This window comes from Hydrogenophaga sp. (genome assembly GCF_018780075.1).
GTDB lineage: Bacteria > Pseudomonadota > Gammaproteobacteria > Burkholderiales > Burkholderiaceae_C > Hydrogenophaga.
The window spans coordinates 38,530-65,200 of the sequence record NZ_JADMKB010000153.1; the positions used below are offsets into that span (position 1 = coordinate 38,530).

Annotated in this window: 29 protein-coding genes; 22 read left to right on the forward strand and 7 right to left on the reverse strand. The window is 61.7% G+C overall.

The window, feature by feature from the left end:
- Positions 1 to 7: 7 nt before the first annotated feature.
- From IV088_RS23400 to IV088_RS23410, 3 genes are all read right to left on the reverse strand, one after another.
- The gene (locus IV088_RS23400; protein ID WP_291106746.1) at positions 8 to 877 is read right to left on the reverse strand and encodes a transporter substrate-binding domain-containing protein; all 870 of its coding nucleotides are present in this window, start codon (positions 875 to 877) and stop codon (positions 8 to 10) included.
- Between the two features lie 355 nt (positions 878 to 1,232).
- Positions 1,233 to 3,623, reverse strand: a complete 2,391-nt coding sequence (mobH, locus tag IV088_RS23405; RefSeq protein WP_291106748.1) for a MobH family relaxase — start codon at positions 3,621 to 3,623, stop codon at positions 1,233 to 1,235.
- A 109-nt stretch (positions 3,624 to 3,732) separates the two neighbouring features.
- Positions 3,733 to 4,254, reverse strand: coding sequence for a hypothetical protein (locus IV088_RS23410; protein ID WP_291106750.1), 522 nt, complete (start codon positions 4,252 to 4,254; stop codon positions 3,733 to 3,735).
- A 547-nt stretch (positions 4,255 to 4,801) separates the two neighbouring features.
- On the opposite strand from IV088_RS23410, the gene IV088_RS23415 reads away from it, so the two are divergent.
- The 22 genes from IV088_RS23415 to IV088_RS23520 all read left to right on the forward strand — a co-directional run bounded on the left by IV088_RS23415 (position 4,802) and on the right by IV088_RS23520 (position 25,246).
- On the forward strand, positions 4,802 to 5,359 hold the full coding sequence (locus tag IV088_RS23415; RefSeq protein ID WP_291106752.1) for a hypothetical protein: 558 nt from the start codon (positions 4,802 to 4,804) through the stop codon (positions 5,357 to 5,359).
- Positions 5,360 to 5,373: 14 nt separating this feature from the next.
- Complete coding sequence (locus tag IV088_RS23420) at positions 5,374 to 6,306, forward strand: hypothetical protein (protein ID WP_291106754.1); 933 nt, start codon at positions 5,374 to 5,376, stop codon at positions 6,304 to 6,306.
- 41 nt (positions 6,307 to 6,347) lie between these two features.
- Complete coding sequence (locus IV088_RS23425; RefSeq protein WP_291106756.1) at positions 6,348 to 6,884, forward strand: hypothetical protein; 537 nt, start codon at positions 6,348 to 6,350, stop codon at positions 6,882 to 6,884.
- Between the two features lie 7 nt (positions 6,885 to 6,891).
- Positions 6,892 to 7,704: a lytic transglycosylase domain-containing protein gene (locus IV088_RS23430; RefSeq protein WP_291106758.1), complete on the forward strand. Its 813-nt coding sequence runs from the start codon at positions 6,892 to 6,894 to the stop codon at positions 7,702 to 7,704.
- Positions 7,701 to 8,273, forward strand: a complete 573-nt coding sequence (locus IV088_RS23435; RefSeq protein WP_291106760.1) for a PFL_4695 family integrating conjugative element protein — start codon at positions 7,701 to 7,703, stop codon at positions 8,271 to 8,273. The genes IV088_RS23430 and IV088_RS23435 overlap by 4 nt, the downstream gene beginning before the upstream one ends.
- On the forward strand, positions 8,270 to 10,567 hold the full coding sequence (traD, locus tag IV088_RS23440) for a type IV conjugative transfer system coupling protein TraD (protein ID WP_291106762.1): 2,298 nt from the start codon (positions 8,270 to 8,272) through the stop codon (positions 10,565 to 10,567). Before IV088_RS23435 ends, traD begins: the two co-directional genes overlap by 4 nt.
- Positions 10,564 to 11,328: a TIGR03747 family integrating conjugative element membrane protein gene (locus IV088_RS23445; RefSeq protein ID WP_291106763.1), complete on the forward strand. Its 765-nt coding sequence runs from the start codon at positions 10,564 to 10,566 to the stop codon at positions 11,326 to 11,328. Before traD ends, IV088_RS23445 begins: the two co-directional genes overlap by 4 nt.
- Positions 11,329 to 11,356: 28 nt before the next feature.
- Complete coding sequence (locus tag IV088_RS23450; RefSeq protein WP_291106765.1) at positions 11,357 to 11,722, forward strand: RAQPRD family integrative conjugative element protein; 366 nt, start codon at positions 11,357 to 11,359, stop codon at positions 11,720 to 11,722.
- A 19-nt stretch (positions 11,723 to 11,741) separates the two neighbouring features.
- Positions 11,742 to 11,975, forward strand: a complete 234-nt coding sequence (locus tag IV088_RS23455) for a TIGR03758 family integrating conjugative element protein (protein WP_291106767.1) — start codon at positions 11,742 to 11,744, stop codon at positions 11,973 to 11,975.
- A 70-nt stretch (positions 11,976 to 12,045) separates the two neighbouring features.
- The gene (locus tag IV088_RS23460; RefSeq protein ID WP_291106769.1) at positions 12,046 to 12,447 is read left to right on the forward strand and encodes a DUF2976 domain-containing protein; all 402 of its coding nucleotides are present in this window, start codon (positions 12,046 to 12,048) and stop codon (positions 12,445 to 12,447) included.
- Positions 12,448 to 12,469: 22 nt separating this feature from the next.
- On the forward strand, positions 12,470 to 12,949 hold the full coding sequence (locus IV088_RS23465; RefSeq protein ID WP_291106770.1) for a TIGR03750 family conjugal transfer protein: 480 nt from the start codon (positions 12,470 to 12,472) through the stop codon (positions 12,947 to 12,949).
- Positions 12,946 to 13,758 (forward strand): PFL_4703 family integrating conjugative element protein, encoded by an 813-nt coding sequence (locus IV088_RS23470; protein WP_291106772.1) that lies wholly within the window; start codon positions 12,946 to 12,948, stop codon positions 13,756 to 13,758. Before IV088_RS23465 ends, IV088_RS23470 begins: the two co-directional genes overlap by 4 nt.
- Before the next feature lie 15 nt (positions 13,759 to 13,773).
- Positions 13,774 to 14,877 carry a TIGR03749 family integrating conjugative element protein gene (locus tag IV088_RS23475; protein ID WP_291106774.1) on the forward strand — a complete coding sequence of 368 codons (1,104 nt, stop codon included), beginning with the start codon at positions 13,774 to 13,776 and terminating at the stop codon, positions 14,875 to 14,877.
- A 10-nt stretch (positions 14,878 to 14,887) separates the two neighbouring features.
- A complete protein-coding gene (locus IV088_RS23480; protein ID WP_291106776.1) occupies positions 14,888 to 16,330 on the forward strand; it encodes a TIGR03752 family integrating conjugative element protein in 1,443 nt (480 codons plus the stop codon).
- Complete coding sequence (locus IV088_RS23485) at positions 16,317 to 16,814, forward strand: TIGR03751 family conjugal transfer lipoprotein (protein ID WP_291106778.1); 498 nt, start codon at positions 16,317 to 16,319, stop codon at positions 16,812 to 16,814. Before IV088_RS23480 ends, IV088_RS23485 begins: the two co-directional genes overlap by 14 nt.
- A 64-nt stretch (positions 16,815 to 16,878) precedes the next feature.
- Positions 16,879 to 19,827, forward strand: coding sequence for a conjugative transfer ATPase (locus IV088_RS23490; RefSeq protein ID WP_291106780.1), 2,949 nt, complete (start codon positions 16,879 to 16,881; stop codon positions 19,825 to 19,827).
- Positions 19,824 to 20,063: a hypothetical protein gene (locus tag IV088_RS23495; RefSeq protein WP_291106782.1), complete on the forward strand. Its 240-nt coding sequence runs from the start codon at positions 19,824 to 19,826 to the stop codon at positions 20,061 to 20,063. Before IV088_RS23490 ends, IV088_RS23495 begins: the two co-directional genes overlap by 4 nt.
- Complete coding sequence (locus tag IV088_RS23500) at positions 20,060 to 20,512, forward strand: DUF1525 domain-containing protein (protein WP_291106784.1); 453 nt, start codon at positions 20,060 to 20,062, stop codon at positions 20,510 to 20,512. The genes IV088_RS23495 and IV088_RS23500 overlap by 4 nt, the downstream gene beginning before the upstream one ends.
- A gap of 82 nt (positions 20,513 to 20,594) precedes the next feature.
- Positions 20,595 to 21,791, forward strand: coding sequence for a TraU family protein (locus IV088_RS23505; RefSeq protein WP_291106786.1), 1,197 nt, complete (start codon positions 20,595 to 20,597; stop codon positions 21,789 to 21,791).
- Between the two features lie 59 nt (positions 21,792 to 21,850).
- Positions 21,851 to 23,197, forward strand: coding sequence for an integrating conjugative element protein (locus IV088_RS23510; protein WP_291106788.1), 1,347 nt, complete (start codon positions 21,851 to 21,853; stop codon positions 23,195 to 23,197).
- Positions 23,194 to 23,616, forward strand: coding sequence for a hypothetical protein (locus IV088_RS23515; protein ID WP_291106790.1), 423 nt, complete (start codon positions 23,194 to 23,196; stop codon positions 23,614 to 23,616). The genes IV088_RS23510 and IV088_RS23515 overlap by 4 nt, the downstream gene beginning before the upstream one ends.
- A gap of 46 nt (positions 23,617 to 23,662) precedes the next feature.
- Positions 23,663 to 25,246 (forward strand): conjugal transfer protein TraG N-terminal domain-containing protein, encoded by a 1,584-nt coding sequence (locus tag IV088_RS23520; RefSeq protein WP_291106792.1) that lies wholly within the window; start codon positions 23,663 to 23,665, stop codon positions 25,244 to 25,246.
- A gap of 2 nt (positions 25,247 to 25,248) precedes the next feature.
- On the opposite strand, the gene IV088_RS23525 is transcribed toward IV088_RS23520, so the two are convergent.
- From IV088_RS23525 to IV088_RS23540, 4 genes are read right to left on the reverse strand one after another with little or no spacing between them, the layout of a single operon-like run.
- A complete protein-coding gene (locus IV088_RS23525) occupies positions 25,249 to 25,476 on the reverse strand; it encodes a hypothetical protein (RefSeq protein WP_291106794.1) in 228 nt (75 codons plus the stop codon).
- A gap of 23 nt (positions 25,477 to 25,499) precedes the next feature.
- Positions 25,500 to 25,700 (reverse strand): hypothetical protein, encoded by a 201-nt coding sequence (locus IV088_RS23530; protein WP_291106796.1) that lies wholly within the window; start codon positions 25,698 to 25,700, stop codon positions 25,500 to 25,502.
- The gene (locus tag IV088_RS23535; RefSeq protein WP_291106798.1) at positions 25,687 to 26,121 is read right to left on the reverse strand and encodes a type II toxin-antitoxin system VapC family toxin; all 435 of its coding nucleotides are present in this window, start codon (positions 26,119 to 26,121) and stop codon (positions 25,687 to 25,689) included. The genes IV088_RS23530 and IV088_RS23535 overlap by 14 nt, the downstream gene beginning before the upstream one ends.
- Positions 26,118 to 26,372 (reverse strand): plasmid stability protein stbC, encoded by a 255-nt coding sequence (locus IV088_RS23540; RefSeq protein WP_291106800.1) that lies wholly within the window; start codon positions 26,370 to 26,372, stop codon positions 26,118 to 26,120. The genes IV088_RS23535 and IV088_RS23540 overlap by 4 nt, the downstream gene beginning before the upstream one ends.
- Between the last annotated feature and the right edge of the window lie 299 nt (positions 26,373 to 26,671).

Below are 26,671 nucleotides of genomic sequence, written 5' to 3' on the forward strand. Positions count from 1 at the left end.
CAGTGGATCAGGAACCCCAGATGTCCACGCCGGGCACGTGCTTCTCGGACAGCTCTTTCCACTTGCCGTTGTCGCGGATGGCCTTGATGCCGGCGTTCAGCGCATCGCGCAGGGCCGTGTCTTCCTTGCGCAGGGCCACACCGGCGCCAGCGCCGAAGTACTTGGCGTCGAACTCCACCGGGATGCGGGTGCCGGCGCAGCTGTAGTCCTTGCCGTCGGGCGTGGACAGGAAACCGCCATTCACTTCCACGACGTCGGCCACGGTGCCGTCCAGGCGGCCCGACTTGATGTCGAGGTAGACCTGGTCTTGCGCGTCGTAAGGCACGATGGTCGCACCCGCGGTCTTCAGTTCACCCATGGCGTACTTTTCCTGGGTGGAGGCTTTCAGGACACCGATCTTCTTGCCTTTGAAGTTGGCCGCTTCGGCGCCCAGTTTGAGGGCCGTCTTCACGACCACGCAGGACGGCGTGTTGTAGTACTTGCCCGTGAAGTCCACGGCCTGCTTGCGCTCTTCGGTGATGGACATCGACGAGATGATCACGTCGTATTTCTTGGCCTGCAGGCCGGGGATCATGCCGTCCCAGGCCTGTTCGACGAACACGCACTTGCTCTTGAGCTCGTCGCACAGCGCCTTGGCCACGTCCACGTCAAAACCGGCCGGCTCGCCCGCGTCGGTCTTGTAGGTGAAGGGCTTGTAGGTCGGGTCGATGGCGACACGCAGCTCGGGCCATGGGCTCGCTGGAGCCGGTGCGGCAGCGGGTGCTTCGGCGGTCGGTGCGGGAGCGGCCGGCGCAGCGGGTGCGGGCGTCTCGGTCTTGCCGCAGCCAACGAGGGCAGCTGCGCCGATGAGGCTGAGCGAGAGGAACAGGTGTTTCATGTATGTCCTTGAACAGGTTGAATGAAGGTGGCCGGATTGGACTCCTGCCGGTGGTCAACATTGTAGGTCTGGGCAGTCCAATTTCCGGATGCACCATGCTGGTGTTTCCCCGGATGCGGGGCGGTCGCGGGGAATGCATACGCAACATTCGGGCCTTCCTGCAGATTGTTCATTATTAACATAATATACATCGTGGAATGTCAAAAACATCTAAAAAAGCAGGCGTTGAGCCTGCAAGTCTTTTCCACGAATATGTCTGAAGCGCGATGATCTATGCCGATCCCGCCTGATGCACGTGTGCAATGTATCCATACTGCAGCCAAGTGTCAAACTTTGCTACGCATCTCCTGTCAAGTCATGCAATATGTAGAACCGGGTTGCTGGGTGGCACTGGCATAACCCAGCGCTCCGGCCTGATCAGGACGACCGCACTGAGCTTTCCGACTGGCACGCCACCGCGACCGAGCACATGATATTTAAGGATGTTTGACTTGCCTGGCCCCAACAAGTGCCAGCTTGCCTTGATGACCTCGCGCTGCACCTGCAGCGCCTTGGCTTCGGCTTCGGAGTCGTTCACCGACTCATGATTTGCCACGTAGGCTTTGAAAACCAGCGGCGATACCAAGGCCATTCCCTCGGCCGTGAAGTGGATCATTGCACCCGTTTCGTTGTACTTCAGGTCACGGCTGGCCAACCCCTGCTGCAGCCAGGTCACAAACGCCAAGGCGACGGTGGTGGGTTCAACTTGCTTGCCCGCCGACTCATGTGGGAGTTCTGGCAAGAACGGTGTCAGGACCACCGGCGCGTGTTGAATGCGCGGTGACGAGGACGTGTCCGATCTGTCGGTCATGGAAGGACGACAGGTTCGTGACAGCAATGGACGGTGATCGGGTGGCTCCGGCATCGGCGGCAGCTCGGCCCTGGTGCTTTCTGCCTTCACCTGCGTTTTGGGTGACGTGGTTGTCGCAGGTTTGGATGCGATGGGAACGATTGGCGCAGTCGTCTTGGCCGCTGATGTGTTTGCACTCGCTGGAGGCGCCTCGGCTCTTTGAGGGGCCTTGGGTGCCTCTTTGAACAGCGCTGCATCGTCCTCAAAGTCCAACCACTTGTTCTTTGCATTGAAACCATCAGGTCCACCCATCTGCAGCGGTTCAAAATCTGTGGCAACTGGCTGCGATGGAGGTGCTGTGACAACCTTGTGGTGGGTTGCCCCCTTCGTGTTGACATCAACCTTGGGCAGTTTGGTTGCGACAGCTTTGGTCCGATTGAACGCAGGAGCACGCAGGGCTGGTATAGATTTGTCGCGAAAGCCTTTGGAGCCAGTGGAGGGTGCTGTAACTGCGCCAGTGTGCTCAACAACTGGTTTTGGCCCAGCTTGAGGTTTGCTGTCGTCAGGGGCTCGTGTGGGCGCTGAATATGGGTTCTCGTGACCCTGCGGTTGAAGGATTGCGCCAGCAGCATGTTCGGTCGAGGTTGCGACACGCTTTTGCTGGATCTCGATACGCCCCACCATGGCAGGTGGGTACTGGTCTGCGTCAGGAAACAGCTTGTCCAGCGGAAAGCGCAACATGGTGAGCGAGTGGGAATAGGTTGCCCCACCCTCTTCCTGCTTGTCTTCATGGTTGTGACCCTGCAATCCACCAGCAGATGCGCCAGTTGAGGATTCGCCATGCACCTGCACATACCAGACAGCTTGTCCCGAATGAGGATTCAACTGGATGCAGCCGTATTCCTGCCATGTATCAAAAAGGCGGTCGTTTTTGTTCTCACCAGGGATGGATTCTTCGGGATGGTGCAGCTTGATGTGTTGCCTCACGCCATCGGCCAGGCGCTTTGCCACAAACCAGATGGCGCCTTCGTAGACCCAGCCTGCCGCGCCACTGCGGTTCAGCGGGAGCGCCGTACCGCTTCTGAGCATGTCCTTGATGGATTGCATCAGCAAGTCGATCAAGGGCACGCTTGTTGAGGTCGCAAATCGAGCACGGCTGCCACTGGTCAAGGCTTGTTGGGTGGAGGTCTGATCCGCTTTGCGGATGAGGGTGGCGAGCAAGCTGGTCTTGTCGCATCCAGACAGGTACTGCGCCAGCGAATCGAAGGCAAGCGGGCGGCGAGCCAGAAAGCTCAAGGCCGATGGCGGTGCAATCTGCTGCAACAACCCCATGGAGAGCTTGGAGTGGGCCTGGTAGTCGCGTGCTGATTTCGGGGTGAACTCGACCAGGTACTCGCCGCCTATGCGGTGCTGCGCCATCTCGGTGAGCGGGCCAGTCATGGGCACCCACCGCAACGGTGAATCCATGTCGCCGCAGATCCAGGAAACCCGAAGGTCGGTCATGATCTTGCCGACATCGTGGAGCAGGGCCGCGAAGAAGACCACGTAGGTCCATTCATCGCGTTGTGCGTCCATTTCTTCAACAGGCGCACCCTCAGGGAAGAAATGCCCGTTGCGCCAGGTCATGGCCGCAAGCGTCATTTCCAGGGTGTGTGCAAGCAGGCCACCGACGTGAGCGTGGTGGTGGCTCTCTGATGCGGGCATGAGCTGCACATACTCTGCGTAGCGCTGCACAGCGGGCTGTAGATCGCGGCGCCAGACCTGTGAGGATAAGCGTGACTGCCGCCACATCGCCTCCATGGCTCTGGAGCTTTGCACCAGCTCCAACAGGTCAACGGCGCTCAGGATTCGCAACCAGCCGTCGGCGTGTCCACGACATTCAATCTGCTTCCTGGGAGCTTCTTCCAGCGCGGCCAAGGCGCTGGCCGAAGCGGAAGGGCTTGCAGGGGCAGCCAATGGTGCGGGTCTGGGTGACCTAGGGTCCCACCGCTTGATCCAACGCATGCACTGACCAAACATGGGTGTTTCAGCGCTCCATCAGGTATTCAATCAAGCTCTGCGCAGAAGCGCGGTACTCGCAGGGGCCGGAGAGATACAGGCGTGTGTAGTCGGGCAGCGTTTCACGCTTTGCAAGAAAGGACAACCAGGATTGTTCCAGTGGGTTCCACCAGATCGACTTCATCGGATCATCCAGGTTGCGCTGAATTTTGAAAGCAGCTCCATAGCTGGCAACGGGTGCGTTGGCCATGGCCACCGCCAGTCGAAAGCGCAAGGCACTCACGTCATCCTTGGCTTTCCGCTGCACCTCTTTGAACAGCAACTGCCGCACAAAATCGACCGCTTCGATGTCACCCGGCTCAAGCCAGGACTCGATGCCGTCGTACATGCGCAGGTAGCCCATGACGCGGCACGTCCAGTCTGCGAGACCGAGCTGCTCCAGGTACAGGGCCACCAGATACGGTCCGTGCTGCTGATCCAGGAAGTGCCGTCCATACGCCAGATCCAAGCTTGATGGCAACTGTTCGCGCTCTGGATACGCATGCGACATGTCGGACTTCCCTGTGTTTTTGACGTCACGACTCTAGGCAGGCAAACCCTTTCGCACAACCGGAAACCGGTTTTCGTTCAGGCAGGTTTCCGCTTGACGCAGGAGGGTTGTTTTGCTAGCGCATTGAGGGCGTCTCAATGCCCCGCCATTGAGACGCCCTCCCCTTGCCTGTATCACCCGAATCCCCCGTTCCAGTAAGCCCTTTGCCACCGGAACCTTGGAGGTGGCGCCCTTTGGATAAGGCCATTAACCGGTAGAGAACCGTTACCCCGTCGTTGCCCGGCCCTCCGGGCAACCCGCCTGCGCATCAGCGTGATACGAATAAGGAATGCTTCGAAACGTGCGAGCCTCTTTCTGTTCGTTACATCATTTCAACTACACCGTCAAGCCGAAACCTGCCCGCGAAATGGCAGGTTTCCGGTGGAGTTCTTCAACCCCGAATCTGACACTGCATGCACTGGCGACGCATCTCATGGACGCGTCACTTTTGCCCTAACCCTCGTCTTCATAGGCGATGCGCAGGGCGTCTTTTATGCAAGGTGTCTCGATGAAACAGGGCTTCTTCTTCGGCTTGATCGCCATGGTGATGTTGGTGCCGTCGGTGTGGGCGCAGACGCGCGAAACCGCTGGCACTGATCAGGTCCAAGTGGGTCGATACACCACCCAATCGGCGCAACCGACCGCCGAACTCGCTGAGCCGCTGTCGGTCAACGCACAGCTCAATTTCCCGCGCCAGACCGTCTCCACGGTCGGCCAGGCGCTGGACTACACACTGATTCGCACGGGATACCGGATGGTGGACCCAATGGCGCTGAGCGACCAGGCGCGCAGCTTCCTGAATCTGCCGCTGCCTGAGTCTCAGCGGCGCATGGGACCGTATCCCGTAAGAACCATCCTCCAGATTTTGCTCAGCAAGACATGGTCCCTCAAGACGGATGCGATCAGCCGACAAGTGTGGTTTGAACTGGCGGACACCACCAGCGCTGCGAGCGCGCCTGTCGTGGCTCGAACGGTCAGCAGAGAGCCAACGGAGCAACTGGTGGAGCCGGTCACATCGAGTGATGTCGACGCGAAGCGCGATGCAAAGCTCATGTACCGGAAGTGATCGGGAGCAGCGACATGGACGACCTGCAGGAACACCAACGCCGCCAGGATGAAGACGAATTCTGGGAAGACAAGCAACGGGACGCGACGCGCCCAAGGCACCTTCGACCACGCGACCTTTCCACCCCCAACAACGACGCACCAGTAGCAATGACCTCACGACCTGTGCAAGAAGACCTCCGCAACGAAGCGACGGCTCACCACGCTGCTGATGCCCCAGTTTTCAGGGAATCGGTTGCTCAGCAGCCAGCACGCAAGAAGAGCAGCATGGGCATGCTGCTGATCCTTGCGTTCTTGGTGCTCGGAGCCCTCGCCTACCAGGGGTACCGGATGTGGCAGAAACGCAATGCCACGGCAACTGAAGCGGGCGGCGAGCAGTCTGCCGCGGCACTCGCTCCGGCGCTCCCGCCAGTTCTAGGCGCAGCACCGCTGCCAGCGACGGTGGGCGTTCCCATCCAGGTGGTGGCACCGGTTGAGCCAGCTGCTCCCACGCCCGAGCAGATCGAACTCAATGCGCGGCTGGACCGCATGGAAGCTCGGATGACCGAAGTCATCGAAGGCTTGCGCGCACAGGGCTACATCATCGGCGACGCTGGCGCGAACGGAGCACCGCTGCCCGCCACAGCCTTTGCGCCGCGCCAGGTCATCCCAACGGCACCTGTGGTTGCGAAGCCAGTGCGCCGGGTGTCTGTTCGCAGGTTCAACCCAGCTACTTCGGTTGCCAAGGCGCAGCCAGCAGTCACGCGGCAACAACTGCTGTCGGTTGACATGTGGGATGGCCGTCCTTCGGTGGTGGTCGGCAATGGCGATGCGAAGAACCCGCAGGTCAAGGTTCTCCAGCAAGGCGACACCTTCAACGGCGTCACCCTGAATACGGTGGATGTCGCTGGCCAACGGGCGACCTTCATCGATGGCGCTCGCTCCATCTCCTTGGACGTTTCCAACTGAGCCGCGCCATGAAACACCAACGCATCAAAACGGCCCAGGCCGTGGCGATCACGCTGATCAGCGCGGTTCTGTGTAGCGGAGCATTGGCGCAATCACGCTTCATGAACCAGACGCAGGAGCAACAAACACAGACGGGTGAGTCGTCCCAACAGCGTGTCGCGCGCCTGCACTCCCAACTGGATGCCAACGACCTCCTGGTGGCCCAAATCTGGGGTCTGAGCACGGAGGAGATGGTCCGCGCCAAGGTGCTGCTCAAAGGGCCGCGCGCATCGTTCTCCGTGGAGAACCTCTCGCCTGTCGAAGCACTGGGCATCCACGCCCGCGATGAAAAAGAGCGCACGAAGTACGCGGAGATGTTCGCCCGTGCCCTGCAGGCCGATGTGGAACGCAGCCTGGCATGGAACCGGACCTTCATGGAGGTCCAAGGTCGCTTGTTCCCGAATCAGTCGGTGATGGACTACGCGGGACAAGAGCCCGTGGCAGCGCCGACAGCCACCGCCGACATGCTGGGTGTGCCACGCACGCTGATCAGAGACCCCTCGTCGCCAGCTCGCGCAGTACCCGCCAAAAAGCGCTGATCCAGTCATGTCGCAGCAGTCCATCATGTCCAACACTTGCCAGGCACTTCGCCTGTGGCGGGTGTCGCGCACGCTTGCCGTGCTGGTGGCTGTCTCGGTGCAAGGGATTTCGGCACGTGCCCAAGGTGATGGAACGTCCTGGATTGATCCAGGACTGCACACCAAGACCATCTACCCTGCAGCATCCGGCGCGGTGCACCGCACACCCACCTCCATGGTGATGTCCGGTCCTGACACAGAAACCGACACCAAGGTGATCTGGCCCAAGGCACTGAGCGAGACAGAAAGAGCCATCGTCGCCCGCCGCTTGCTGCCTCAGGCATTCGAGGCATCCGCTGCGCAAAGGCCAGAGGCCGTCACACGTTCGTCCAGGGCCACTCCCTTGATGCTCAAGACGCTGGTTCAGGCTGCTGAGCGGTTCCAGGTCGATGCCTACCTTGTCAAGGCGGTTATCCACGCTGAGTCAGCCTTCAACCCGCGTGCCCGCAGTCCCAAGAATGCCATTGGCCTGATGCAGGTTTTGCCAGGTACGGCGCGTGATCTGGGCTTGTCGGCCCAACCCACCGCATCGGTCGAGCAGCTGCTAACCGATCCGCGAGTGAGCATCGTGGTGGGCACCAAATACCTAGCCGAACAGCTTGAGCGTTTCGGCGGCAATGTCGAGCTGGCCGTCGCCGCCTACAACGCTGGCCCGGGCGCCGTGATCAGGGCAGGGAACAAGGTGCCGCCCTACGCTGAAACACGGGCCTACGTCCAGCGGGTGATGTCGCTGGCACGCAGCTACCGGCAGCGCCAAACTTTGCAGGAGGTGCAGTCATGAGCGCCCTGCATTTTTGGTGGGTCACCCGCGTGCTCGCACGGCTGTCGCTCGTGGCTCTGACTGCCCTGCCCTTGGCAGCACCCTGCGCCGATCTGACAGTGATCCATGACGGCGCGGGCAGTGTGCCGCTGGGCACCTATTACGGCCACCTGGTTGCCGGTGTTGACCAGCCTGGCGTGTTGCCCGGAACGAAGTTCCCCTTGGCTTCACGGCTCCAACCCGGGCAGTTGGCAAACGGCAAAGTGGGCAAGGGTTTGTTTGAAGCCCATTGGCTGGCACACCCGATTTTTGTGCTGGGCACCGACAAGTTGAGCTTTCAATGGTTGCAACTGCACCGCCAGACACTGACGGAACTGGGCGCATCAGGGCTGGTGATCGAGGCCGGTTCTGAAACCGACTACAAAGACCTGCAGGCGTTTGCGGGTGGCTTGTCGTTGGCACCCGTGCGGGGTGATTGGCTGGAGCGAAAGCTCATGTCCGCAGGCATCACGGTATACCCACTGGTGGTGATGCCCGATGGCTTCATCACCAACTCCCCCAGCAGCCCATCAGCGTTGGGTGTGCAATGAAGAACGACAACGCACTCGAAGCGCTCTTGCGCCCGCCAGTCGAGCTGTGGAGCACGGCCATGGCATGGGGTGTGGCGTTGGTGGCCATCGCTGCGCCCTGGGCCTTGATGATGCCGCCCGTGCTGGGCTGGGCCATTGCCGTTCTCGCTGGCTACTTCGGATGGGTCCGCTGCAAACAGGCTATCGAGATCCTGCGCTACCAGCACGGGATGAAATATTACAAGGTCACCAAGGTGGCCCCGCACAAGATTCCCGTAGGCGCGGGCCAGTATTACCTGGGTCAAGGCTTCGAATGGACCCAGCAGCACACACAGCGCAAGCGCGATGCCACGCGAACGGATGCGGAGCGGTTTGTCAGGCCGCAGCCACGCGAACTGGCCTTGCGCAAGGTGGGCGTGCAACTTCGGGAGTGGTCTGTATCGGTCCCTGAACTGCCCTCAAAGCTCAAGGCAGTGAAACAGGTCGCTGGCGTGATCGCGAATTACGACAGCTGGCTGAACCCCTTCCAGGCCCATGCCGATCTGGGAGGTTCGCCCATCCTTCACGGTGTCGGCGCGCTGGCTGAGCGGCCCATCACCATGCGCCAGTCATCGCGCACGGGTCACATGATCGTGCTGGGCACCACGCGGGTGGGCAAGACGCGCATGCTGGAGATGCTGGCCACCCAGGACATCCATGCGGGACACGTGACCATCGTCATCGATCCCAAGGGCGATGCTGACCTCATGCTGCGGCTGTATGCCGAGGCGCAGCGCGCCGGGCGCGCCGATCAGTTCTACCTGTTTCACCTGGGCTACCCGGACATTTCCGCGCGCTACAACGGCATCGGCAACTTCAGTCGCATCACCGAGGTGGCAGGCCGTGCCACCAACGCCCTGCCCTCGTCGGGCAACAGCGCGGCGTTCAAAGAATTCTCCTGGCGCTTCACGAACATCGTGGCGCAGGCACAGGTCGCGCTGGGTCGCGTGCCGACCTACGAGACGCTGCTGGCCGACGTGACAGGCATCGACCCCCTGTTCATGGACTACGCCATGATGGTCTTCCGGGCCAAGGCCGCAGAGGGCCAGTTCACCGACTTCCAGGACCGTCTGGAGCACCTGGCCGGCCTGATCGAGAAAAAGAAGGCGCCCGTCCCGCGCAGCCTGGCCGACCGCCCGGTCGAGCTGGTCGCCATGTTCCTGCTCATCAAGGAAGCTCGGATCGTTGACAAAGTGTTGACGGGCCTGGCCGCAGCTTTCTCGTATGAGCGCAGCTTCTACGAAAAGATCATCGCCAGCCTGGGGCCGTTCCTGGAGAAGCTCACCTCCGGCGCCGTGGGCAAGCTGATCTCTCCAGACTATTTCGATCCCGACGACAAGCGCCCGATCTTCGACTGGATGACGGTCATGCGCCAGGGCGGCATCGTCTACGTGGGCCTTGATGCCTTGTCCGATGCGGTGGTGTCCTCAGCGGTCGGCAACAGCATGCTGGCCGACCTGGTGTCCGTGGGCGGCAAGCTCTACAAGTCCGGGCTAGATCCGCACCACCCTGAGGGCAAGATCATCCTGCCGACGGTGTGCTGTCATTTCGACGAGGTGAACGAAATCTGTGGTCCCGAGTTCGTGCCCATGGTCAACAAGCTGGGCGGCTCCGGGTTTCGTATCACGGCCTACACCCAGTCGATGTTCGACATCGAGGCCAAGGTTGGCGACAAGGCCAAAGCGGGCCAGATTCTGGACAACTTCAACCACCTGGTGATGCTCCGGGTCCGCTCGGTCACCACGGCCAACCTGTTGGCCGAACAGGTGCCGCAGGTGGATGTGGTGCACCTGACCCCCATGAGCGGCGTCAGCGACACCGCTGCCGAAGGCACTGGCGTGGACTTCACCAGCCGCAACAACGACATCGTGACCACCACCAAGGTCGCCATGATCGAAGCGGCCGATGTGCTGGAGCTGCCGCAAGGCCAAGCATTTGCCTTGCTTGAAGGCAACCGGCGATTCAAGCTGCGCATCCCGTTGGCCGACACCGCCAACGATCCGTTCGTGCCCGAGTCGCTCAAGAAGGTCGCGACGGACATGAAAGCACGCTACCGGACATCCGAGCAGTGGGCTCGCGAAACCGATTGGCTGGGCAATCAACCTTTGGGTGCCAATGCCACAGGCGTGATCGACACCAACCTGGCCTTCGGCGAGGAAGATGAATCCGTGGCTGAGGGCAGCGAAGCCGCCCATGCTGGGACGGAAGCACGCAGCGCTGCACAAACCGTTGAAGCCAACACGGCCTTCACCGAGATGGCTGGAGGTCTGGGATGAGCGCGGCACCGAGCAAAGGGCCAGCCCGTGCCCGCACGCGGGGACCGGTCGAGCTGGGCCTGGAAGTGGCTTTCGGGTTGTTGTTCGTCACCCTCTTTGCCTGGTTCATCGGCGTCCTGATCGAGATCGTGGGCTCGTACACGCTGTGGCGGGAGGAAGGTGAGCTTCACTCCCAGGAGATCGTCGCCCAGGATCTGGAGTACATCGCCATGGCGCCGCGCAGCTTGCTGGTGCGTGACACCGTTGAATGGTCCCACCGCGTGGTGGGCTGGGTCGAGCTGCCTTACGAACGGGTGGGCCTCAAGCGCTGGTACGAGCGTTTGCACGGAGAGAACGCGCCCGTGCTGTCGCAGCCCTCGGCCCAACAGTCGATCCTGAGCCAGCGCGTGGGCAAGGCCAATGCCTCCCTGCAGCACAACCTGAGCAAGTGGGTGCTGATGTCCATGTACGTCGCGCAAGACGTGCTGTTGCGACTGAGCGTGGCCGCTTTCGCCCTGCCCGCTTTTGTCCTCGCCTGCATGGTCGGCATCGTCGATGGACTGGTGCGCCGAGACCTGCGGCGATGGGGCGGTGGACGGGAAAGCTCCTTCGTCTACCACCACGCCAAACGCTACACGCAATGGGCACTCACAGGCGGTTTCGGCCTGTACCTGGCCTGGCCGTTTGGCGGCTTCAACCCGGCCTACATGGTGTTCGTTTTCACGATGCTCGTCGCTTTCACGATGTCCACAGCAGTCGCCGCCTTCAAGAAATATGTCTGACCCAACCCATCAACCCACTGGAGCCTCTATGTCCCACAAGCAAGTCCAGGCCGCGCCGCATGTGGTGCAGCCCACCGAACAGCCCAAGGCGCACCGCGCATGGTTGATCGCCATGCTGATCGCCTGCGCCAGCGCGGCCCCCATGGCGCAGGCCGCATCGGGCGATACCGACACCGAGCGCGAGAACCTCGCTCGCATTGATTCGGAGCTGGAGCGGGTGCAGGTGATGGTGAAGGACGCTGCAGACCGCGCCCCGAGCGGGCAGCGCGTCAAGTTCCGCTACGACTGGTTGCTGCAAGACCTGCAGTTGCTGCGCAAAGGCGTGGCGGACCACGTTGACGCGCCGCGCCAACCGCGCCCGGTGCCGCCGCTTCGCGGCGACTACCGCCAGTAAGGCCACGGGAAATCACACGATGAATTCCACCATGGCCGCCGCCTTCGAGGTGGGCTCGGGGGTAGACCCCAGCGCACTGAGGGTTTCGATTCAGGTGATCGCCATGGGCGTGATCTTTCTCGTGTTTGCCTGGGTCATGTCCCAGATTTTCAGCGCCTATCAGAGCGACCGTGCAACGGTCTCTGAGGCAGTCACAAGTTCCCTCAAAGCCACCGTGATTTTGTGCTTGTTGGTCACGGTGATTTTCTGGTGACGCAAGTCGCCATCTCGGTGCCCTTGTTCCTCAACTTGCTCATTTGATTTTTTAACCAGGAGAAATGTCCATGTCACCTCATCCCCTCGTCAACAAGGTGCGTGCTGCGCGCAGCAAGCTCAGCCAGTGGGCACTTGTCCCCGGCGTTGCCCTCATGTGCAGCCCGGTGTTCGCCGCGCTACCCACCATGCCCACACCGGGCACCGACATGAACGGCAACGCGGTCGCAGCCGGCGACTGGATGGGCTCCATGAGTGCCTGGTTCAAGGCCGGTCTCGCGATTCTGGGCCTGGTGTTGCTGGCTTTCATGTTCTTCAAGGTCGTCGGCGGCGCCGTCACCAAGTGGGGTGAGTACACCAAGGGGCGTGCGGACATCGGTGACCTGAAGGAGTACCTGATCATGGGCATCATCGTGGTGGGCTTTGCCATCCTGATGGTGACCTATGCGTTCCAGACCATCGGTCAGACCTGATCGGCGCTGAGCGAGAACCAGCATGAACGCAGAAGCCGAATCAGAACGCAACGCTCAGCAGGAGGCCGACCCGACGCGCTTTCGTGCGCCGGTCACGGACCGTGTGAACGTCGAGCCCGCGATCATTCGCGGCATGACCGTGACGGAGGCCAAGGTCATTTCCTGGGTGACCGTTCCGCTGTTCCTACTGCTCGGCGGCATCTTGTTGCTGATCACCGGCTTCTGGCAGTTCATCCTGGTCCTCGGCGTCGCAGGCCCCTTGGTGTCTCTCTGGTACGCCTCGGCGTACCTGCAAAAGGCCAAGCGCGGTCGCCCGGACGGGTACTACACCCAGGCCATCCACCTGTGGCTGGCCAAGCGCGGCTTGGTCACCAACAAGTTCCTCACCCACAACGGCCAGTGGGATCTCGGACGTTCCTTGGACCTCAATCTCGCTCATCCGTATGAGCTGAATGCGAAATCCGCCAAGACGCACACCACCACCCAACGCAAGACACCATGAGCAGCCAACAATCCCTGGACGCCCTCGCCAATGAGCGCGCGAGCCACGCCAACACACGGCGCTTGTTTCTGGGTCTGACCATCGTCTCGGTGGTCGGCATGGCGCTCCTGTGGGCCAAGCCCAAGCAGATCGACCTGCACATCAACCCGGACCTGCGTGCTGGTGAGCAGGTGACCGTCTCGAACGGTACGGCGCCCGTGCCCAATCCCAACGTGTACAGCTTCGCTTACTACGTGTGGCAGCAGGTCAACCGCTGGCAAACCGATGGTGGCGCCGATTACGGCACCCAGATCTACAACTTCCAGTCCTACCTGACACCCCGTTGTCAGGCCCAGCTCCAGGGCGACATGGATGCCCGCAGCCGCAGCGGCGAGCTGCGCATGCGCACGCGCCAGATCACAGAAATCCCTGGCCTCGGTTTTCAGGACAACCGCGTCCTCAGCGAAGGCCCTGCCGCATGGAATGTGCTGCTGGACATGCAGGTGATGGAAACGTTCCGTGGCCAGGCCGTCAAGGACACCTTTGTCCGCTACCCCGTTCGGGTGGTGCGCTTCGATGTGGACCGCGAGCGCAACCCATTCCGCCTGGCCTTGGACTGCTTTGGCAGCAACAAGCCCGCCCGCATTGACGTGAAGGACAGCGCCGTCAGCGGTTCGACCGCAGCCAGCGTGGCACCCGCGTTGCTGCCCGGCCTGAGCGATCAACCGGCCTCGGCCCTGGGTTCACAGAACCGGGACATGCCTGCGGTCGCTGTGCCCCCTGCTGCTCCAGTGGCACTGCCTGCAGCCGGTGCGCTCTTGAAACCTTGATGAAGGAATCTGAACATGACACAACCATCACGCTTCCGTCTGATCCAGCGTCCAAGCCAAACGGCACTCACCCTGGCCATGGGCCTGGTGAGCTGTATCGCCTTCTCCGCTTTTGCGCAGGTCCATGACCTGGGCACCGTCGGCGCAGCGCCTGAACTGATCGGCACAGCACCGGTGAATCCACCCATGGTCGCAGCGGCACCCGCAGCCGCATCGGCCAAGTCCGCGCCCATGGTGGGCGATCTCGACCTTGGGCAGAACATGGGTGAAGCGACATCCGGGAAAGCAGCCGCCGCAGCTGTCGCCGGGGTCGCCCGCAAGGCCGCTCAGGAAGCCGAACAGGGCCGTTCGGCTTCCCCCAATGCGCGCAAAAAGCCGGTGATCAATGCCTTGCCCGCCCACCGCGAGGGCGTTGAACGCGCCGTCTTTGCCCGCCTGCCGGTGCGGGTGGGTCTGCCGGTGAAGCGCGAACGCCTGATCACCCTGCCCTCTCCCGCAGTCCTGCATGTACCCAGTGACATCGAGGCCGTGGCCCGTGTGGAGGCCATCGACCGAACGATCTATGTCACGGCACTGGTCCCGTTCACCTCCATTCGCATCGTGGCCGAGCTGATCGAAGGCGGGCAGCAGATTCCGTTGGACCTGGTGGCCAATGCGCAAACCGCCGCCGCCAGCCAGGAGCTGGAGATTTTCATTGAACGCGGCCGGGGCACTGCTGCTGAGGCTCAGGCTGCGGCCACCGCCGATGAGACACCGGCTGCGGACATGGTGGAACTGACCCGGTTCGCCTCACGCATGTTGTACGCACCCCGGCGTCTCGCCGTGGGGCAACCGGGCGTCAGCCAGGTGCAGGTGAGCAACCGCCCTGTGGTGGGTCTGGTGCGCGGCGCTCTCGTCGAAACCGTACCGATGGGCCAGTGGCGCTCGGCAGGTCTGTATGTCACAGCCGTTCGCATCACCAACAAGTCCAAGCAGCCCTTGGAGATCCCGTTGGACAACCTGCGCGGCAAATGGATCGCTGTCACCGCCCAGCACGGACGGCTGGGCGCGGCCGGCAGCGAAACCGACACCAGCGCGCTCTACCTGATCTGCGACCGGGCGTTTGACGCCTGCCTCTGAGGAACACACCATGGCAGTCAAACAAAACACGTTGCTTCCGGTTCTGGGCGTTTTGGGCTTGGTGATCGTGGGCACCATCCTGTATCAGCAATTCACCTCTGACGGCGCTGAGAAGCCGGGCGACCCCATCGCTCAAGTTCCCAAGCCTGCGCCATTGCCCGCTGAAAAAGGCGCCGATGGGGACAACCCCACCGAAACCCTCAAGTCGGTGGTGGCCAGCAATGAAGAATTGCGCAAAGATGTCCAAGCGATCCTCAAGCGCAACGAGGAACTGGAGAAAGGCGCCGCCACGGGGCATGCGGTTCCGAAAAGCGCTCCCGAACAGGGCACGGGGGGAATCACGATGGACGCTGCAGGGCGTGCCGCCGACAACCTGCTCAACGGCATGCCTTCCTTCAACGGCCCTGCGCCAAAGAATCTGCCCGGTTCGCAGGTGGGCCGGGTGATCAACGCAGCGCCCATCGTTGGCGACATGGCGCTCGATCCCGCTGAGGGCATGCCTGGTGCAGTGGCCTACCAAAAGAAGATTCCGCTCGGGTTTGCCGCCTTTGAAGACACCCGAAACCGCAATCAGGGACCGGTACAGACCCAGTACGTCCGCACCACGGCCACATCGGGCGGTGCGGATGGTGCCGCCATGCAGGCAGGCGCAGGGCGCGGTGCGGCGCAGGCTCGCGCCAGCGAACCCGTGGACGAGGCTTACTTCACCATCCCAGAGAACGCCACGCTGGTGGGCGTGAAGGCCATGACCAGCATCATCGGCCGGGTGCCAATCGACGGGCGAGTCACCGATCCGATGCAGTTCAAAGCCGTCGTTGGTCGCGAGAACCTCGCAGCCAACGGGTGGGAGTTGCCCGACGACCTCGCCGGCATGATCGTGACCGGTGTGGCCATCGGCGACATGGCACTGTCCTGCTCAGAGGGAAAGATCCGTTCGGCCACCTTCGTGTTCAACGACGGCACGATCCGCACCGTCTCCTCACGTGCCCGAGCAGGGTCCGGTGGAGGGAGCGGAATTTCGGGTGACCTGGGGTTCATCAGCGATCCACACGGCAACCCTTGCATCGCTGGCAAGTTCGTGACCAATGCACCCGCCTACCTGACCGACATCGTCGGTGCACGCACCTTGGGTGTCGCAGCCTCAGCGTTCGCAGACGCGGCCAAGCTGGTCACACAGAACAGCTCCACGGGTTCCACCACCACCCAGATCACCGACACCAACCGGTACGTCCTGGGCCAAGCCGTATCGGGTGCCAGCGACGAGTTCACGACCTGGTTGCTCAGCCGCCTCAAGAACAGTTTCGATGCCGTGGTTACCCCATCTGGCCACGAGCTGGTCGTTCATCTGGATCAGGAGCTTCGACTGGACAAGTTGGTCAACGCCCGGAAATTGACCCACCGTCAACAAGCCTCACAAACGTCTACCCGTGGAGCACTCTATGGCCTCGAATAACTTCACCCACCTGACCCGCATTGCATCCGTTGCGGCATGTGTTCTGTCTCTCCTGGCACTCACTGCGTGCTCGGTCAGCGGACCGCGTGAGTCCCCCCTCAATGAGGTCACAGCGGGCAGTCCCACGGTGTCTGAAGTCTTTCGTGGCACCGATGGTGCGCAGACGGACAACAACCGCGCCAAAGAGCGATTCAACGTCAGCGGACGCGCGCGACCTGTTGGGCAGCTGGACGCGCAGCAAAGCCCGTACTGGACCCCTCTGCAACCGATGCAGCAGCGTTTCTCCCGCGTGCCCAACCCGGACATGGTGATGGTGGTCTATCCCCACCTTTCTCGTGGCAAGTACCCGGTGCCGGGCTATGTGACGGTGTTCCCGATGTACGAGCAAACGCAGTACGCCCTCCCTGGGGAAGTCGAGCAGGAAGACGGCGAGGCGCGCGAGCGCTACATGTCCGCCCCTCCGGGCAAGACGGCCACGCGCTGATCACCCACTCGAACCGCCTTTCACATCTTCAATCGACGCAGAGCAAGAGAACACAACCATGTGGATGAACAAACTGGGCTTGGGCTTTCTGGGCGAAAAGCTGGGCTTGGCCCCCGATGGTTCGGGCGGTCAAGCCAAGACGGGCAAGGCGGGTGGTCAGACCAAGGGCGAACGCCAACGCATGGCGCATCGCCCGCCCTCGTTCACGGACATGCTGCCCTACGTCGCCTATGCACCCGAGGACAAGGTGTTTGTGCTCAAAGACGGGACCACGCTGGGGGCGTTGTTTGAACTCGGCCCTGTTCCCACCGAGGCCCAGGCCCCAGCCTACCTGGCCGAGCGCGCCAGAAAGGTCCAGGAGGCCCTGCAGGCGATTCCCGAGTCCGAGGGTTCTCCCTGGATCGTCCAGTTCTTTCTCTCCGACGACCGGGACATCAGCAGTCTGAATTGCTACCTGGCCGACTACATCGCCAAACAACACGCGAAGTACCCCGAGCGCCGGGACGCCATCCTGAACTCGCCCTACACCCAGGCGGTGCTCAAGCAGTTCGAGGAGCACCTGGCCCTGGTGTCCCGTCCCGAAGGCCTATTCGTGGACACCCTGGTCAGCGGTCAGGAATGGCGCGGGCAACAGCGCCGTGTGCGCTGTGCCATCTACAAGCGCTTTGCGGGTCTGGCCGACAACTCGGCACCGGCACGCGATCAGATGGAGGCCGTGGCCATCACGCTCATGGCCACCTTCGTCGAAGCCGGTGTCACGGCCAAGCGTTGCACCTCCATCGAGTTCTACGAGTGGCTGCTGCCCTTCTTCAACCGTGCCGTGCCTTGGGCCAGCAAGCACTCGGGCGATCTGTTGGCCCAGATGCCCTATCCGGGCGATGTATCCCCTTTGAAGGATGCCGATGGGCGCGATTGCGCACCGATCTTCGGCTGGGACATGTCGGACATGCTCAACATGACGCCGCCCGTGTCTGACGTCGAAGCTGGGCTGTTCGAGTTCGACGGCGTGCCGGTCAAGGCACTGACTTTGCAGAGCCTGCGCACCCAGCCCAACATCGGCCACTTTTCGGCAGAGCGCACCAGCGGGAAAGAATCGTTCGCACGCTTTGACCGACTGCCAGCCGGGTGCATGTTGTCCATCACCATGACGGTGGAGTCCCAGTACAAGCTGGAAAACCACATCACGCGCATCCGCGATGCGTCGCGGGCGCGCACGCCGGCAGCGCGGGAGACGTTCAACGAATGCGACATGGTGCTCAAGCGCATGTTGAACAACGACAAACTCTTTCCCATGCTGATGACCTTGTACGTCACAGCGCCGAACCGGGAAGAACTCAGCGCGTCGATTTCTCAGGTCAACGCCTTGTTGGTCCCATCTGGCCTGCGCTTCATCGACACCCGTCAGGATCTGGTCCCCCTGGACTCGTTCATGCGTGGGTTGCCGTTCAACTTTGATCCCGCTTTCGACGCCAAAGCCCTGCGGCGCAGCCGCCTGACCTTTGCCTCCCAGATTGCCGCACTGCTCCCGACCTACGGGCGCTCTCGCGGCACACCCAACCCGGGCATGTGGTTCTGGAACCGTGGCGGTGAACCGATGTGGCTGGACCCGCTGAACAAGGACGACCGAAAGAAGAACGCGCACATGCTGGTGCTCGGCCCGACGGGCGCGGGCAAGAGCGCCACGCTGAACTACATCTCCTTGTTGACGATGGCGGTTCACAGGCCGCGCCTGGTCATTGCCGATGCCGGCAAGTCGTTTGCGCTGCTGCTGGACTATTTCAAACTCATGGGCCTGAGCACGTACAGCGTGACGCTGACCGCCGAAGCCGACGTGTCCTTGCCCCCCTTCTTTCATGCCCACCGGCTGCTGCAGGACGAGGACGTGATGTCCTCCTACCGTGCGGCCGAGCGGCAAGCTCGCATGAATGCGGGTCTGCCCGAAGACGCCAGCCTGGACGCCTTGCTCGGAGGCGAGTCAAAGGTGAAGGCCGCTGCCGACGGCGCGGAGGCCGACACAGCCGACCAGGACGACGAAGACGGAACAGAAAAGCGTGATCTGCTGGGTGAAATGCTGATTGCGGCCGTCATGATGATCACGGGCGGCGAAGAGCAGGAAGTGCAGCGCATGTCGCGGGCCGACCGCTACCTGGTCACGAACGCCATCATCCGTGCGGCTTCCAAGTCCATGGCCGAAGGCCGCAAGCACCCCTTGACCCATGACGTGGCCATCGAGCTGATGGGCATGCACAGCGAAGGCACGCTCTCCCCCGCTCGCCAGGTGCGGGCCGAAGAGATGGGGCAGTCGATGATGACCTTCTGCCAGGGCCTGCGCGGCAAGCTCTTCAACCGCGAGGGCGTGGACTGGCCCGATGCCGACGTCACCCTGGTGGAAATGGGCACGATGACCCAGGACGGCTATGGCGACGCGCTGGCCTTGGCCTACTCCAGCCTGCTCGACTCGGTGCAGTCTCGGGGTGAACGCTTCCAGGCCGAGGACCGCCCGTTGATCATGCTGACCGACGAGGGTCACTTGATCACCACCAATGATCTGCTGGGGCCAAAGATCGCCAAGGGCACCAAGATGTGGCGAAAGCTGAACATCTGGTTCTGGCTGGCCACCCAGAACTTGAAGGACTTCCCAGATTCGATGAGCCGCGTGCTGTCGATGTGCGAGTACTGGATGCTGCTGACCATGGACCGCTCGGAGATCGAGGAGGTGGCGCGGTTTCGGAGTCTCACGCCCGAGCAGCGCGCCATGATGGAGTCGGCCCGCAAATCGCCTGGCCAGTACACCGAGGGTGTGCTGATCTCAGCGTCCGACCAGATGCTGTTCCGCAATGTGCCACCGGCATTGCCGATTGCCCTGGCCATGACCGAAGGCCATGAAAAAGCCCATCGCCGCCGCCTGATGGACAAACATGGCTGCACCGAAATGGAAGCTGCTCAGCTGGTCGCGCACGAGCTGAACGCCAGTCGCTCCAGGCCTGAAAAGAAGAAAGAGGCCACGCGATGAGCAGCGAACTGGTGAGCTTTTCAGAAGGTCGTTGGAGCGACATGTGCGTCACCCTGGCCGCACAAGCGGCTCGAAGCTGCGGCACTTCCCATGAACTCTACGTCCAGAGGTTCAGCGAACTCATTGACACCAAGGTCAACGAGCTGCCGGATGACTTTCGAGGGAAGGCCATCGCCCAGGCTGAGCGTTGGGACTACGTCAGTGCTGAAGCGCGTATGAAGAGGATCTGCGCATGAGTAACCCGACATTGGGCAGGCGCTGCCTGGTGCTGCTGGGCTTCGCGGTCGCTGCGTTGCCGGCCCTGGCTCAGGCACAGGATCTGTACCAAGGCATCACCAAGGTCGAGGTGTTTGCCAATTCCGCCATGGTGATCGCCCCTATCCAGGCTGATCGCTACCAGCTTGTGATCTACCGCCTTGACGCCCTCAAGAACGTCGAGGCAGCCATCAACCAGAACATCCCCAAAACAGAGGCCGCTGCGCGGGCCTACTTCGCTGCGAACCAGGCTGAGATCAAGAAACGGATCACGCCCTCTGTGCTCAATGGCGCCAACGGGATTGCGCTGGCGCGGCACTACAAGCTGGAACGCATTCCGGCCATCGTGATCGATGGCGTTTCTGTGATCTACGGTGTGACTAACGTCGATCAGGCCATTGCGATGGTGCAAAAGCACCGGGGGCGCTGACATGAGGACAGCTCTGGCCAGATTCCTCGCTGCTCTGGCGCTGACATGTGCCACAGGCCTTGCGAACGCCCAAACCAACACCATGGGCGTGGTGTCGGCAACGCTGGCCTCGGCGCCGAGCTGCATCTCGTACAGGGTGACTGGCGTTTGCTTTTTCCTGCGCTGCACACCCTTCGGCTGCACGGTGGAGACCAGCATCCGCGTGAGCCACTACATGCCCGACGTGGTGGTCAGCACCTTCAATGACCAGTACATCCACCCGTGGCGCGATGTGGGTGGCGCAGTCTCGAACATCGGGGACAGGGTCGGCAGCGCAATGCTCAGATCTCCATTGGATGCCTCAGGCAACACAGGGGAAGCCAAGCAGTCCACGGCAGAACCCACCACCAACAAGAACGCGGACGCCATCGGGAATCCGGTGGTCTTGGTGAACAACGTCGGGACCAACCTGGTGGTGCCCGGCGTCACCGAGTTGATGAATTTCCCGTCCACCTTGCCGCAGATCATGCGGGAGTGGGCCACCGCTCCCGCATCGCTGATCACGAACGTGCCCAGCGAAGTGGTGGGCTGGATGACCAATCCGAGCACCTTGCTCAACACCGTCACCGGCGCGAGCAACCTGGTCGGCGGGATGATGCCCGACATCGGCTCGATGTCACCCACCGCGAGCAGCACCGGGAATCAGTCGTCGTTCCAGGGCCAGCTGCAGCAGTTCAAGACCATGCTCGATGGTGCGGCCGCTTCAGGTGGTGACAACGACCTGCTGTGCCCGAGTTCCGCCGATGCCTTCGGCGTGTACTTCCAGAGCGATGCCGACAGCTACTTCTGGCGCTCGATGATCCCGCTCGATCTGCTGTACGTCGGTTCATGGTTGCCCGGCTACAGGGAGGTGTCGCAGACGGGCGGGCTCAACACCTGGGGCAGCATCTACCCCCGCCAGGGCCAACTGGTCCAACAGCACCCTGTGAAGGCCTCAGCGGTGTTTGCCAAGCGCGTCTCCACCATCATTCTGAATCCTGCCCAGCCACACATCTATTCCCGCCTGAGGGGCAAGAGCCCGCGCTCCTACGTGTGGTTCGCTCAGGTGGCCGACCCGAAGTTTTCCATGGTTTATCCCTTGCCTACGGGCTGCACGACCTTCGGTGAAAACGACAGCGTGAGTCTGGTCTCCTACGGCGACGGCCGCACGACACCCACCAACGGTCATGTCTGGAACATGTGGACCCGCTACGAATGCTGCAAACGCAAAACCGAGATTTTCCTGTTCGCTGTTCCCTGAACGTGGAGCCACCCATGAAGCACCTTCCTTGCCCACCCTCCCCTGTCTCCCTTGCATCAATGAAAGCCACTGCATTCGCTGCTGCTCTGGTCGTGGCCACGTTGATGGCCACCGCCCAGCCAGTGCAGGCCCAAACCCGCAGTTCGGCCCTGTACTACCAGATGGGCGGTAGCTCACCGGGTGGGTTGGCCAACTACAAGTCCACGATCCCCATCCAGATCGGTCTGGCTGTCGATCTGCGCCTGAACTACTCCTGTGGCAAGTTCGATCTCGGTCTGTCCTGGACCACGCTGATGAACAACGTCCGCAACCTGGGCCAGACGTTCTCCAACGCGCTCAGGGCGGGCATCGCATCGCTGCCCATGTACATCTTCCAGCGGGCGCAGCCTGGGCTGTATCAGCTCTTTCAGACCTACTCGGCCAAGGCCGACGCCATCATTGAAGCTTCACTGAAGACCTGCGAAGAAATGGAAGCGCAGATCAAGGCCGGTGGCAACCCCTACGAAGACTGGGTGAACAACGCCAAGGGCGAGACTTGGCGCGCAAAGGCATCGCTCCAGGGCGATGTGGTTCAGGCCAAGACCGACATCAACAGGAATGAAGAGGCTCAAAGGAACGGGGTGTCGTGGATCTTCGGTGGTGCCAAAGCCGGTGGTGTGGGCACCCAGCCGCTGCGACCGGTCCGCGACCTGTCGGTGGCGGGCTACAACGTCACGTTGAACCGACCCACGACGTCGGGTGCCGGGTCGGGAGGCCCTGCCGGCACACGACTGACGAACGCCTTCGCGACGCCAGAGACACTGGCGGAGTGGACCACCAAGGTGCTGGGAGACCAGCAAATCTACCTCTGCGAGGGCATCGTCAATTGCCCTGCGGCCACGTCCACCTCTACCGCCTCTGGCCTGGGCCCACGGCTGGACGCCGAGCTGGACATCATCCGTCCCAGACTCGCCGCCCTGGTCGCTGGCACCGCCACCAACAATGCGGTGGCCTTGAGCGAGATCGCTGCACCTGGCCTGGCGATCACGCCCCAGCTCCTGCAGGCACTGCGCACCATGCCACCAGACAGCCAGGCGCTGGCCATGGGACGCCTCGCCCACGAGCTGGCGATGCAACGGGTGATCGACAAAGCGCTGGTGGCGCGCAACGTGTTGCAGTCCGGTCTGAGCCTGCCGGAGGTGACAGCCGCTGGCAAGGTCTCCAAGGACATGCAGGAGAAGGTGGACCGGCTGACGCAGCTGATCGAAGACCTGATGTTCGAGCACCGCGTCCGCAAGGAAATGACCTCGAACACCGCGCTCACCATCATGGACGACGCCACCCAGCGCGACAGCCAGGCTGCGCGCCTGAGCAGGACGCAGCGCGGAGAGTCAACGCCCGTGGAAGAAGGACGGGTCAGGCCATGACCGTCGATGTGGGCTCCACGCTGGTCACCAGCCCTGAAGCCACCGGCACCACGCCCCCGAAGCCCAAGGGCCGTTGGCGTCGCATCCTGATGACCGCGCTTTGGGTGACGCTTGCCATCGCTTCGATGGTCCTGGGTGTCGTTGTCTTGGTCAACAGTGGTCTGGACATCTTCAAGGTCCAGTCGGTTGTCTCCCAGCTGCGTTGGGTGGGTGTTGCGCTCCAGATGCTGATCGTGGCCCTGATCGGCCTGCGCTGGCGTGCGCTGGTGCGCTGGGGTCAACGGCGCAACATGGTCCAACTTCCCGAGGTGGAGCGTGCGATGGCATTCCGGCCCAAGGCGATGGCTTTCTTGTGCGCCTACCTGGTGCTGATCCCCATCGGCCCGCAAACGCTCTTTAAGCTCCTGGGCCTGATCTGAGCGCTCGATCCCGACACCCCCACCCATTGCGCTCCTGGAGCCACAAATGCAGCTCGACAGCTATCTCGAAATTTTCACGACGATGTACGGGTGGGCGTTCGCCAACATCTTTGGCGAGATCATCACCGGCACCGGCCTGGTGGTGATCCCCTTCATGCTGATCGTCTTCAACGCCTGGCGCGAGGCCAAAGAGCAAGGTGCGGAAACCGTTGGTGTGTTCGGTGTCATCGACCGTATCGGCACACAGTTGATCGCGGCTCTTTTCGTGTTCTCGGTCTGTTTCGCCACGCTCCCGGTCACTTCGTTGCACTCGATCAGCCTGTCGTACAAGCCGCGGCCGACGGCCACAGACCCGAATCCGGCACCGGTGACCCGGGACGGTGGCACGGGGTCCACCTTTGACACCGCCATGGTCGATGCCATCGACGGCAGCATGAGCGGTGCCGGTGGATCGTTGTCCAACGTGCCCGCCTGGTGGTTCACGGTCATGTCGATCTCTGCGGGCATGAACACGGCGCTGCGCGCCGGCATCAACAACAGCGAGAGCGAGATCCGCGCCATCGAGGAGCTGGCCAGGATCGCCACCATCGAAGACCCGGCCCTGTTGCACTCGGTTCAGCGCTTCTACAGCGAGTGTTTCAAGCCTGCCCAAAGCCGGTACATCAACACCGTCAGGACGGACATTTCTGCGTCGGGACAGGCCATTCTCGCGATCACCAACACCAACTACGGTCCCAACGATGTGGGCTGGATGGGCAGTCAGTTGTTCCGCACTGAGCCTGGCTTCTACGCCGACATGCGCGCGGCCAATCCAGTGCAGGGGTTTCCCATCAACTTCGCGCGGGATGGGGACTACTACAACCCGTCTGCTGGTGCGCCGCCACCCTATGAGGGCTATGTGAACCCCGACTGGGGTCGCCCGACCTGCAAGGAGTGGTGGGAAGATGCCGCTGGGGTACGTGAGGCCATGATCAGGCAAAGCGATCGCTGGCAGAACCTGTCTAACCGGATTGCCCTGGTTTTCACCGACCCTGACAGGGCCAAGGACCAACTCGCCATGCTGGCCGAGCACCTGGCCAACCCCTCGTTCGTGGACACGACACGCGCATTGGGCTTCGATGCCTCCATCCAACAGAACGTGGGTGGCGCGGTGTCCACCATCGGGGTGTTCCTGACCCAGTTGTTCTCCTACGTGACGATCAACCCGCTGCTTAACGGCTTGCTCATGATGCAAGCCATCATCTTGATGGGCATGTACATGTTCCTGCCGCTGATCACCTTCCTCTCAGGCTACAACCTGAAGGTGATGCTCTACGGTGCGGTGGCAGTTTTCACGGTGAAGTTCTGGGCCATCTTGTGGTCATTCACCGTCTGGATGGATGCTCACCTGGTCAATGCGATGTACCCGGAAGGCTTCAAGGTCACCGACTTCATCCGGTCCACGGGCAACGACTACAAGCTGACCCTGATGGCCATGCTCATGATGACGATGTTTTTAGGACTGCCAGCGTTGTGGACTGTCATGATGAGTTGGATCGGCATCCGCATGGGGACGACTTTGGACAGTATGGTTAGCTCTACTTCAAAGACCGCAGAAGGTGCGGCCAACCGCTCAGTCGGGAGAAGGTGAAATCACCCTCTATCACCGTAATAGGCTTCCCACTGAGCGTGGCTTGAGTTCTCGTAGTACGGTGTCCCGTCAGGGTAGCAGCCGTACTCCCTATCGCTTGTTTGCGACCGGCCAGTAGGGGCACTAGCAGCAAATGCACCAACCACTGCGGGAGCCAGTATTCCGACAGCTCGCAGCAGGAAGATGCCGCCGTGCTTGAGCAGCTTGAAAATGAATTTCAGGATGTCCATCGTTGTTGCTTCCCTATCGCAGTTCATTCCACGCAGACGACTTTACTCTTCTCCTCGTCGCCTGTGACACTTTTGAAATGCCGCCAAGCCTCTGCCGGAACCGCAGTCATCGCGGCAAAGCACCAATATCTTCGGTCACTCTCTGTGAGCGCATTCCACCAGGCCATGCCTCGCTCGCCATTAACGTCCACTTCCGTCGGTGTGCTCGGCTCATTTTTTTTCATGCCCGACCTCCCAGGGGTTGATGAACTCACAGCCAGCAGCTTCAAACGGACTGGTGTCCCGGGTTGCCACAACAAAGCCGTGCGCAACCGCCACGGCCGCGATGTACGCATCGGCTGTACCAATGGCTTTCCCTGCAGCTCGGGCGCGTGCACGAACCTCGGCATACGCCCTCGACGCACGATCATCGAACGTCAGGACGCGGCCCTCAAAAAGAGGGATGACCTCTTCCTCCAGTCGCCGCTGCAAACCAGACTTGCGCTTACCGTCGGGCATCACCGCGACGCCAAAGCGAAGCTCAGCCAAGGTGATGGTCGATACAAACAGCGTCTCCACGGTCTGCGCGTCTATCCATGCCAGTACGTTGGGATCGCGGCCCGGTTTCAGCGGTTCGGAAATCACATTCGTATCGAGCAGGATCATTCAAAGCTCACCGGGTCACTGGGGGTTTTGTCGCGCACCTGGTCGAAGACGATGCAATCCTTGTCCGTGAGCCCGACCTCTCGCCCGATCTGTGACAGCAATGAGCCCAGCTTGACGCGCTGCGCCGGTTGCGTAGCCGCCTCCAGGATGTCTCGGATCTCCGCCTCGGTGCTGCGGCCATGTGTCGCCGCTCGCACGCGCAATGCCCGATGCACAGCATCAGGCAGGTTTCTGACAGTGACGTTTGCCATGCTGGCCTCCTAGGCTCATTGATTGCAATGAGATCATTTTACAGTCATTGATATCGTTTTCCGAGCTTGGTGCTTTCAACTATTGCTCCGGCCCTGTGAACTATGAAATTCGGCTTGCGGACACACAGGGCGCCGAGAGCAGAAACGGTTAAGACTTCACATTCCCGGATCAATAAAGTAAGGGATGTAGGGCGCCCTCCCGTGCTGGTGCGCCGACTCCACGCCTTCCACTGAGGGAGTGGCTTTGTACAACCCGTTACTGGAAGGGGCAACGCATTTGGAGGGCAGTTGTGCAGCGA

Excerpts from the sequence above, each read along its gene's own strand:
- IV088_RS23400 (WP_291106746.1), bottom strand. The coding sequence starts at position 877 with ATGAAACACCTGTTCCTCTCGCTCAGCCTCATCGGCGCAGCTGCCCTC.
- IV088_RS23525 (WP_291106794.1), bottom strand. The coding sequence starts at position 25,476 with ATGGACATCCTGAAATTCATTTTCAAGCTGCTCAAGCACGGCGGCATC.
- IV088_RS23540 (WP_291106800.1), bottom strand. The coding sequence starts at position 26,372 with ATGGCAAACGTCACTGTCAGAAACCTGCCTGATGCTGTGCATCGGGCA.
- IV088_RS23485 (WP_291106778.1), top strand. The coding sequence starts at position 16,317 with ATGGCCTCGAATAACTTCACCCACCTGACCCGCATTGCATCCGTTGCG.
- IV088_RS23475 (WP_291106774.1), top strand. The coding sequence starts at position 13,774 with ATGACACAACCATCACGCTTCCGTCTGATCCAGCGTCCAAGCCAAACG.
- IV088_RS23430 (WP_291106758.1), top strand. The coding sequence starts at position 6,892 with ATGTCGCAGCAGTCCATCATGTCCAACACTTGCCAGGCACTTCGCCTG.
- IV088_RS23445 (WP_291106763.1), top strand. The coding sequence starts at position 10,564 with ATGAGCGCGGCACCGAGCAAAGGGCCAGCCCGTGCCCGCACGCGGGGA.
- IV088_RS23510 (WP_291106788.1), top strand. The coding sequence starts at position 21,851 with ATGAAAGCCACTGCATTCGCTGCTGCTCTGGTCGTGGCCACGTTGATG.
- IV088_RS23465 (WP_291106770.1), top strand. The coding sequence starts at position 12,470 with ATGAACGCAGAAGCCGAATCAGAACGCAACGCTCAGCAGGAGGCCGAC.
- IV088_RS23410 (WP_291106750.1), bottom strand. The coding sequence starts at position 4,254 with ATGTCGCATGCGTATCCAGAGCGCGAACAGTTGCCATCAAGCTTGGAT.
- IV088_RS23460 (WP_291106769.1), top strand. The coding sequence starts at position 12,046 with ATGTCACCTCATCCCCTCGTCAACAAGGTGCGTGCTGCGCGCAGCAAG.
- IV088_RS23535 (WP_291106798.1), bottom strand. The coding sequence starts at position 26,121 with ATGATCCTGCTCGATACGAATGTGATTTCCGAACCGCTGAAACCGGGC.
- IV088_RS23495 (WP_291106782.1), top strand. The coding sequence starts at position 19,824 with ATGAGCAGCGAACTGGTGAGCTTTTCAGAAGGTCGTTGGAGCGACATG.
- IV088_RS23490 (WP_291106780.1), top strand. The coding sequence starts at position 16,879 with ATGAACAAACTGGGCTTGGGCTTTCTGGGCGAAAAGCTGGGCTTGGCC.
- IV088_RS23530 (WP_291106796.1), bottom strand. The coding sequence starts at position 25,700 with ATGAAAAAAAATGAGCCGAGCACACCGACGGAAGTGGACGTTAATGGC.
- IV088_RS23515 (WP_291106790.1), top strand. The coding sequence starts at position 23,194 with ATGACCGTCGATGTGGGCTCCACGCTGGTCACCAGCCCTGAAGCCACC.
- IV088_RS23505 (WP_291106786.1), top strand. The coding sequence starts at position 20,595 with ATGGGCGTGGTGTCGGCAACGCTGGCCTCGGCGCCGAGCTGCATCTCG.
- IV088_RS23500 (WP_291106784.1), top strand. The coding sequence starts at position 20,060 with ATGAGTAACCCGACATTGGGCAGGCGCTGCCTGGTGCTGCTGGGCTTC.
- IV088_RS23415 (WP_291106752.1), top strand. The coding sequence starts at position 4,802 with ATGAAACAGGGCTTCTTCTTCGGCTTGATCGCCATGGTGATGTTGGTG.
- IV088_RS23420 (WP_291106754.1), top strand. The coding sequence starts at position 5,374 with ATGGACGACCTGCAGGAACACCAACGCCGCCAGGATGAAGACGAATTC.
- traD (WP_291106762.1), top strand. The coding sequence starts at position 8,270 with ATGAAGAACGACAACGCACTCGAAGCGCTCTTGCGCCCGCCAGTCGAG.
- IV088_RS23450 (WP_291106765.1), top strand. The coding sequence starts at position 11,357 with ATGTCCCACAAGCAAGTCCAGGCCGCGCCGCATGTGGTGCAGCCCACC.
- IV088_RS23455 (WP_291106767.1), top strand. The coding sequence starts at position 11,742 with ATGAATTCCACCATGGCCGCCGCCTTCGAGGTGGGCTCGGGGGTAGAC.
- IV088_RS23480 (WP_291106776.1), top strand. The coding sequence starts at position 14,888 with ATGGCAGTCAAACAAAACACGTTGCTTCCGGTTCTGGGCGTTTTGGGC.
- IV088_RS23520 (WP_291106792.1), top strand. The coding sequence starts at position 23,663 with ATGCAGCTCGACAGCTATCTCGAAATTTTCACGACGATGTACGGGTGG.
- IV088_RS23470 (WP_291106772.1), top strand. The coding sequence starts at position 12,946 with ATGAGCAGCCAACAATCCCTGGACGCCCTCGCCAATGAGCGCGCGAGC.
- IV088_RS23435 (WP_291106760.1), top strand. The coding sequence starts at position 7,701 with ATGAGCGCCCTGCATTTTTGGTGGGTCACCCGCGTGCTCGCACGGCTG.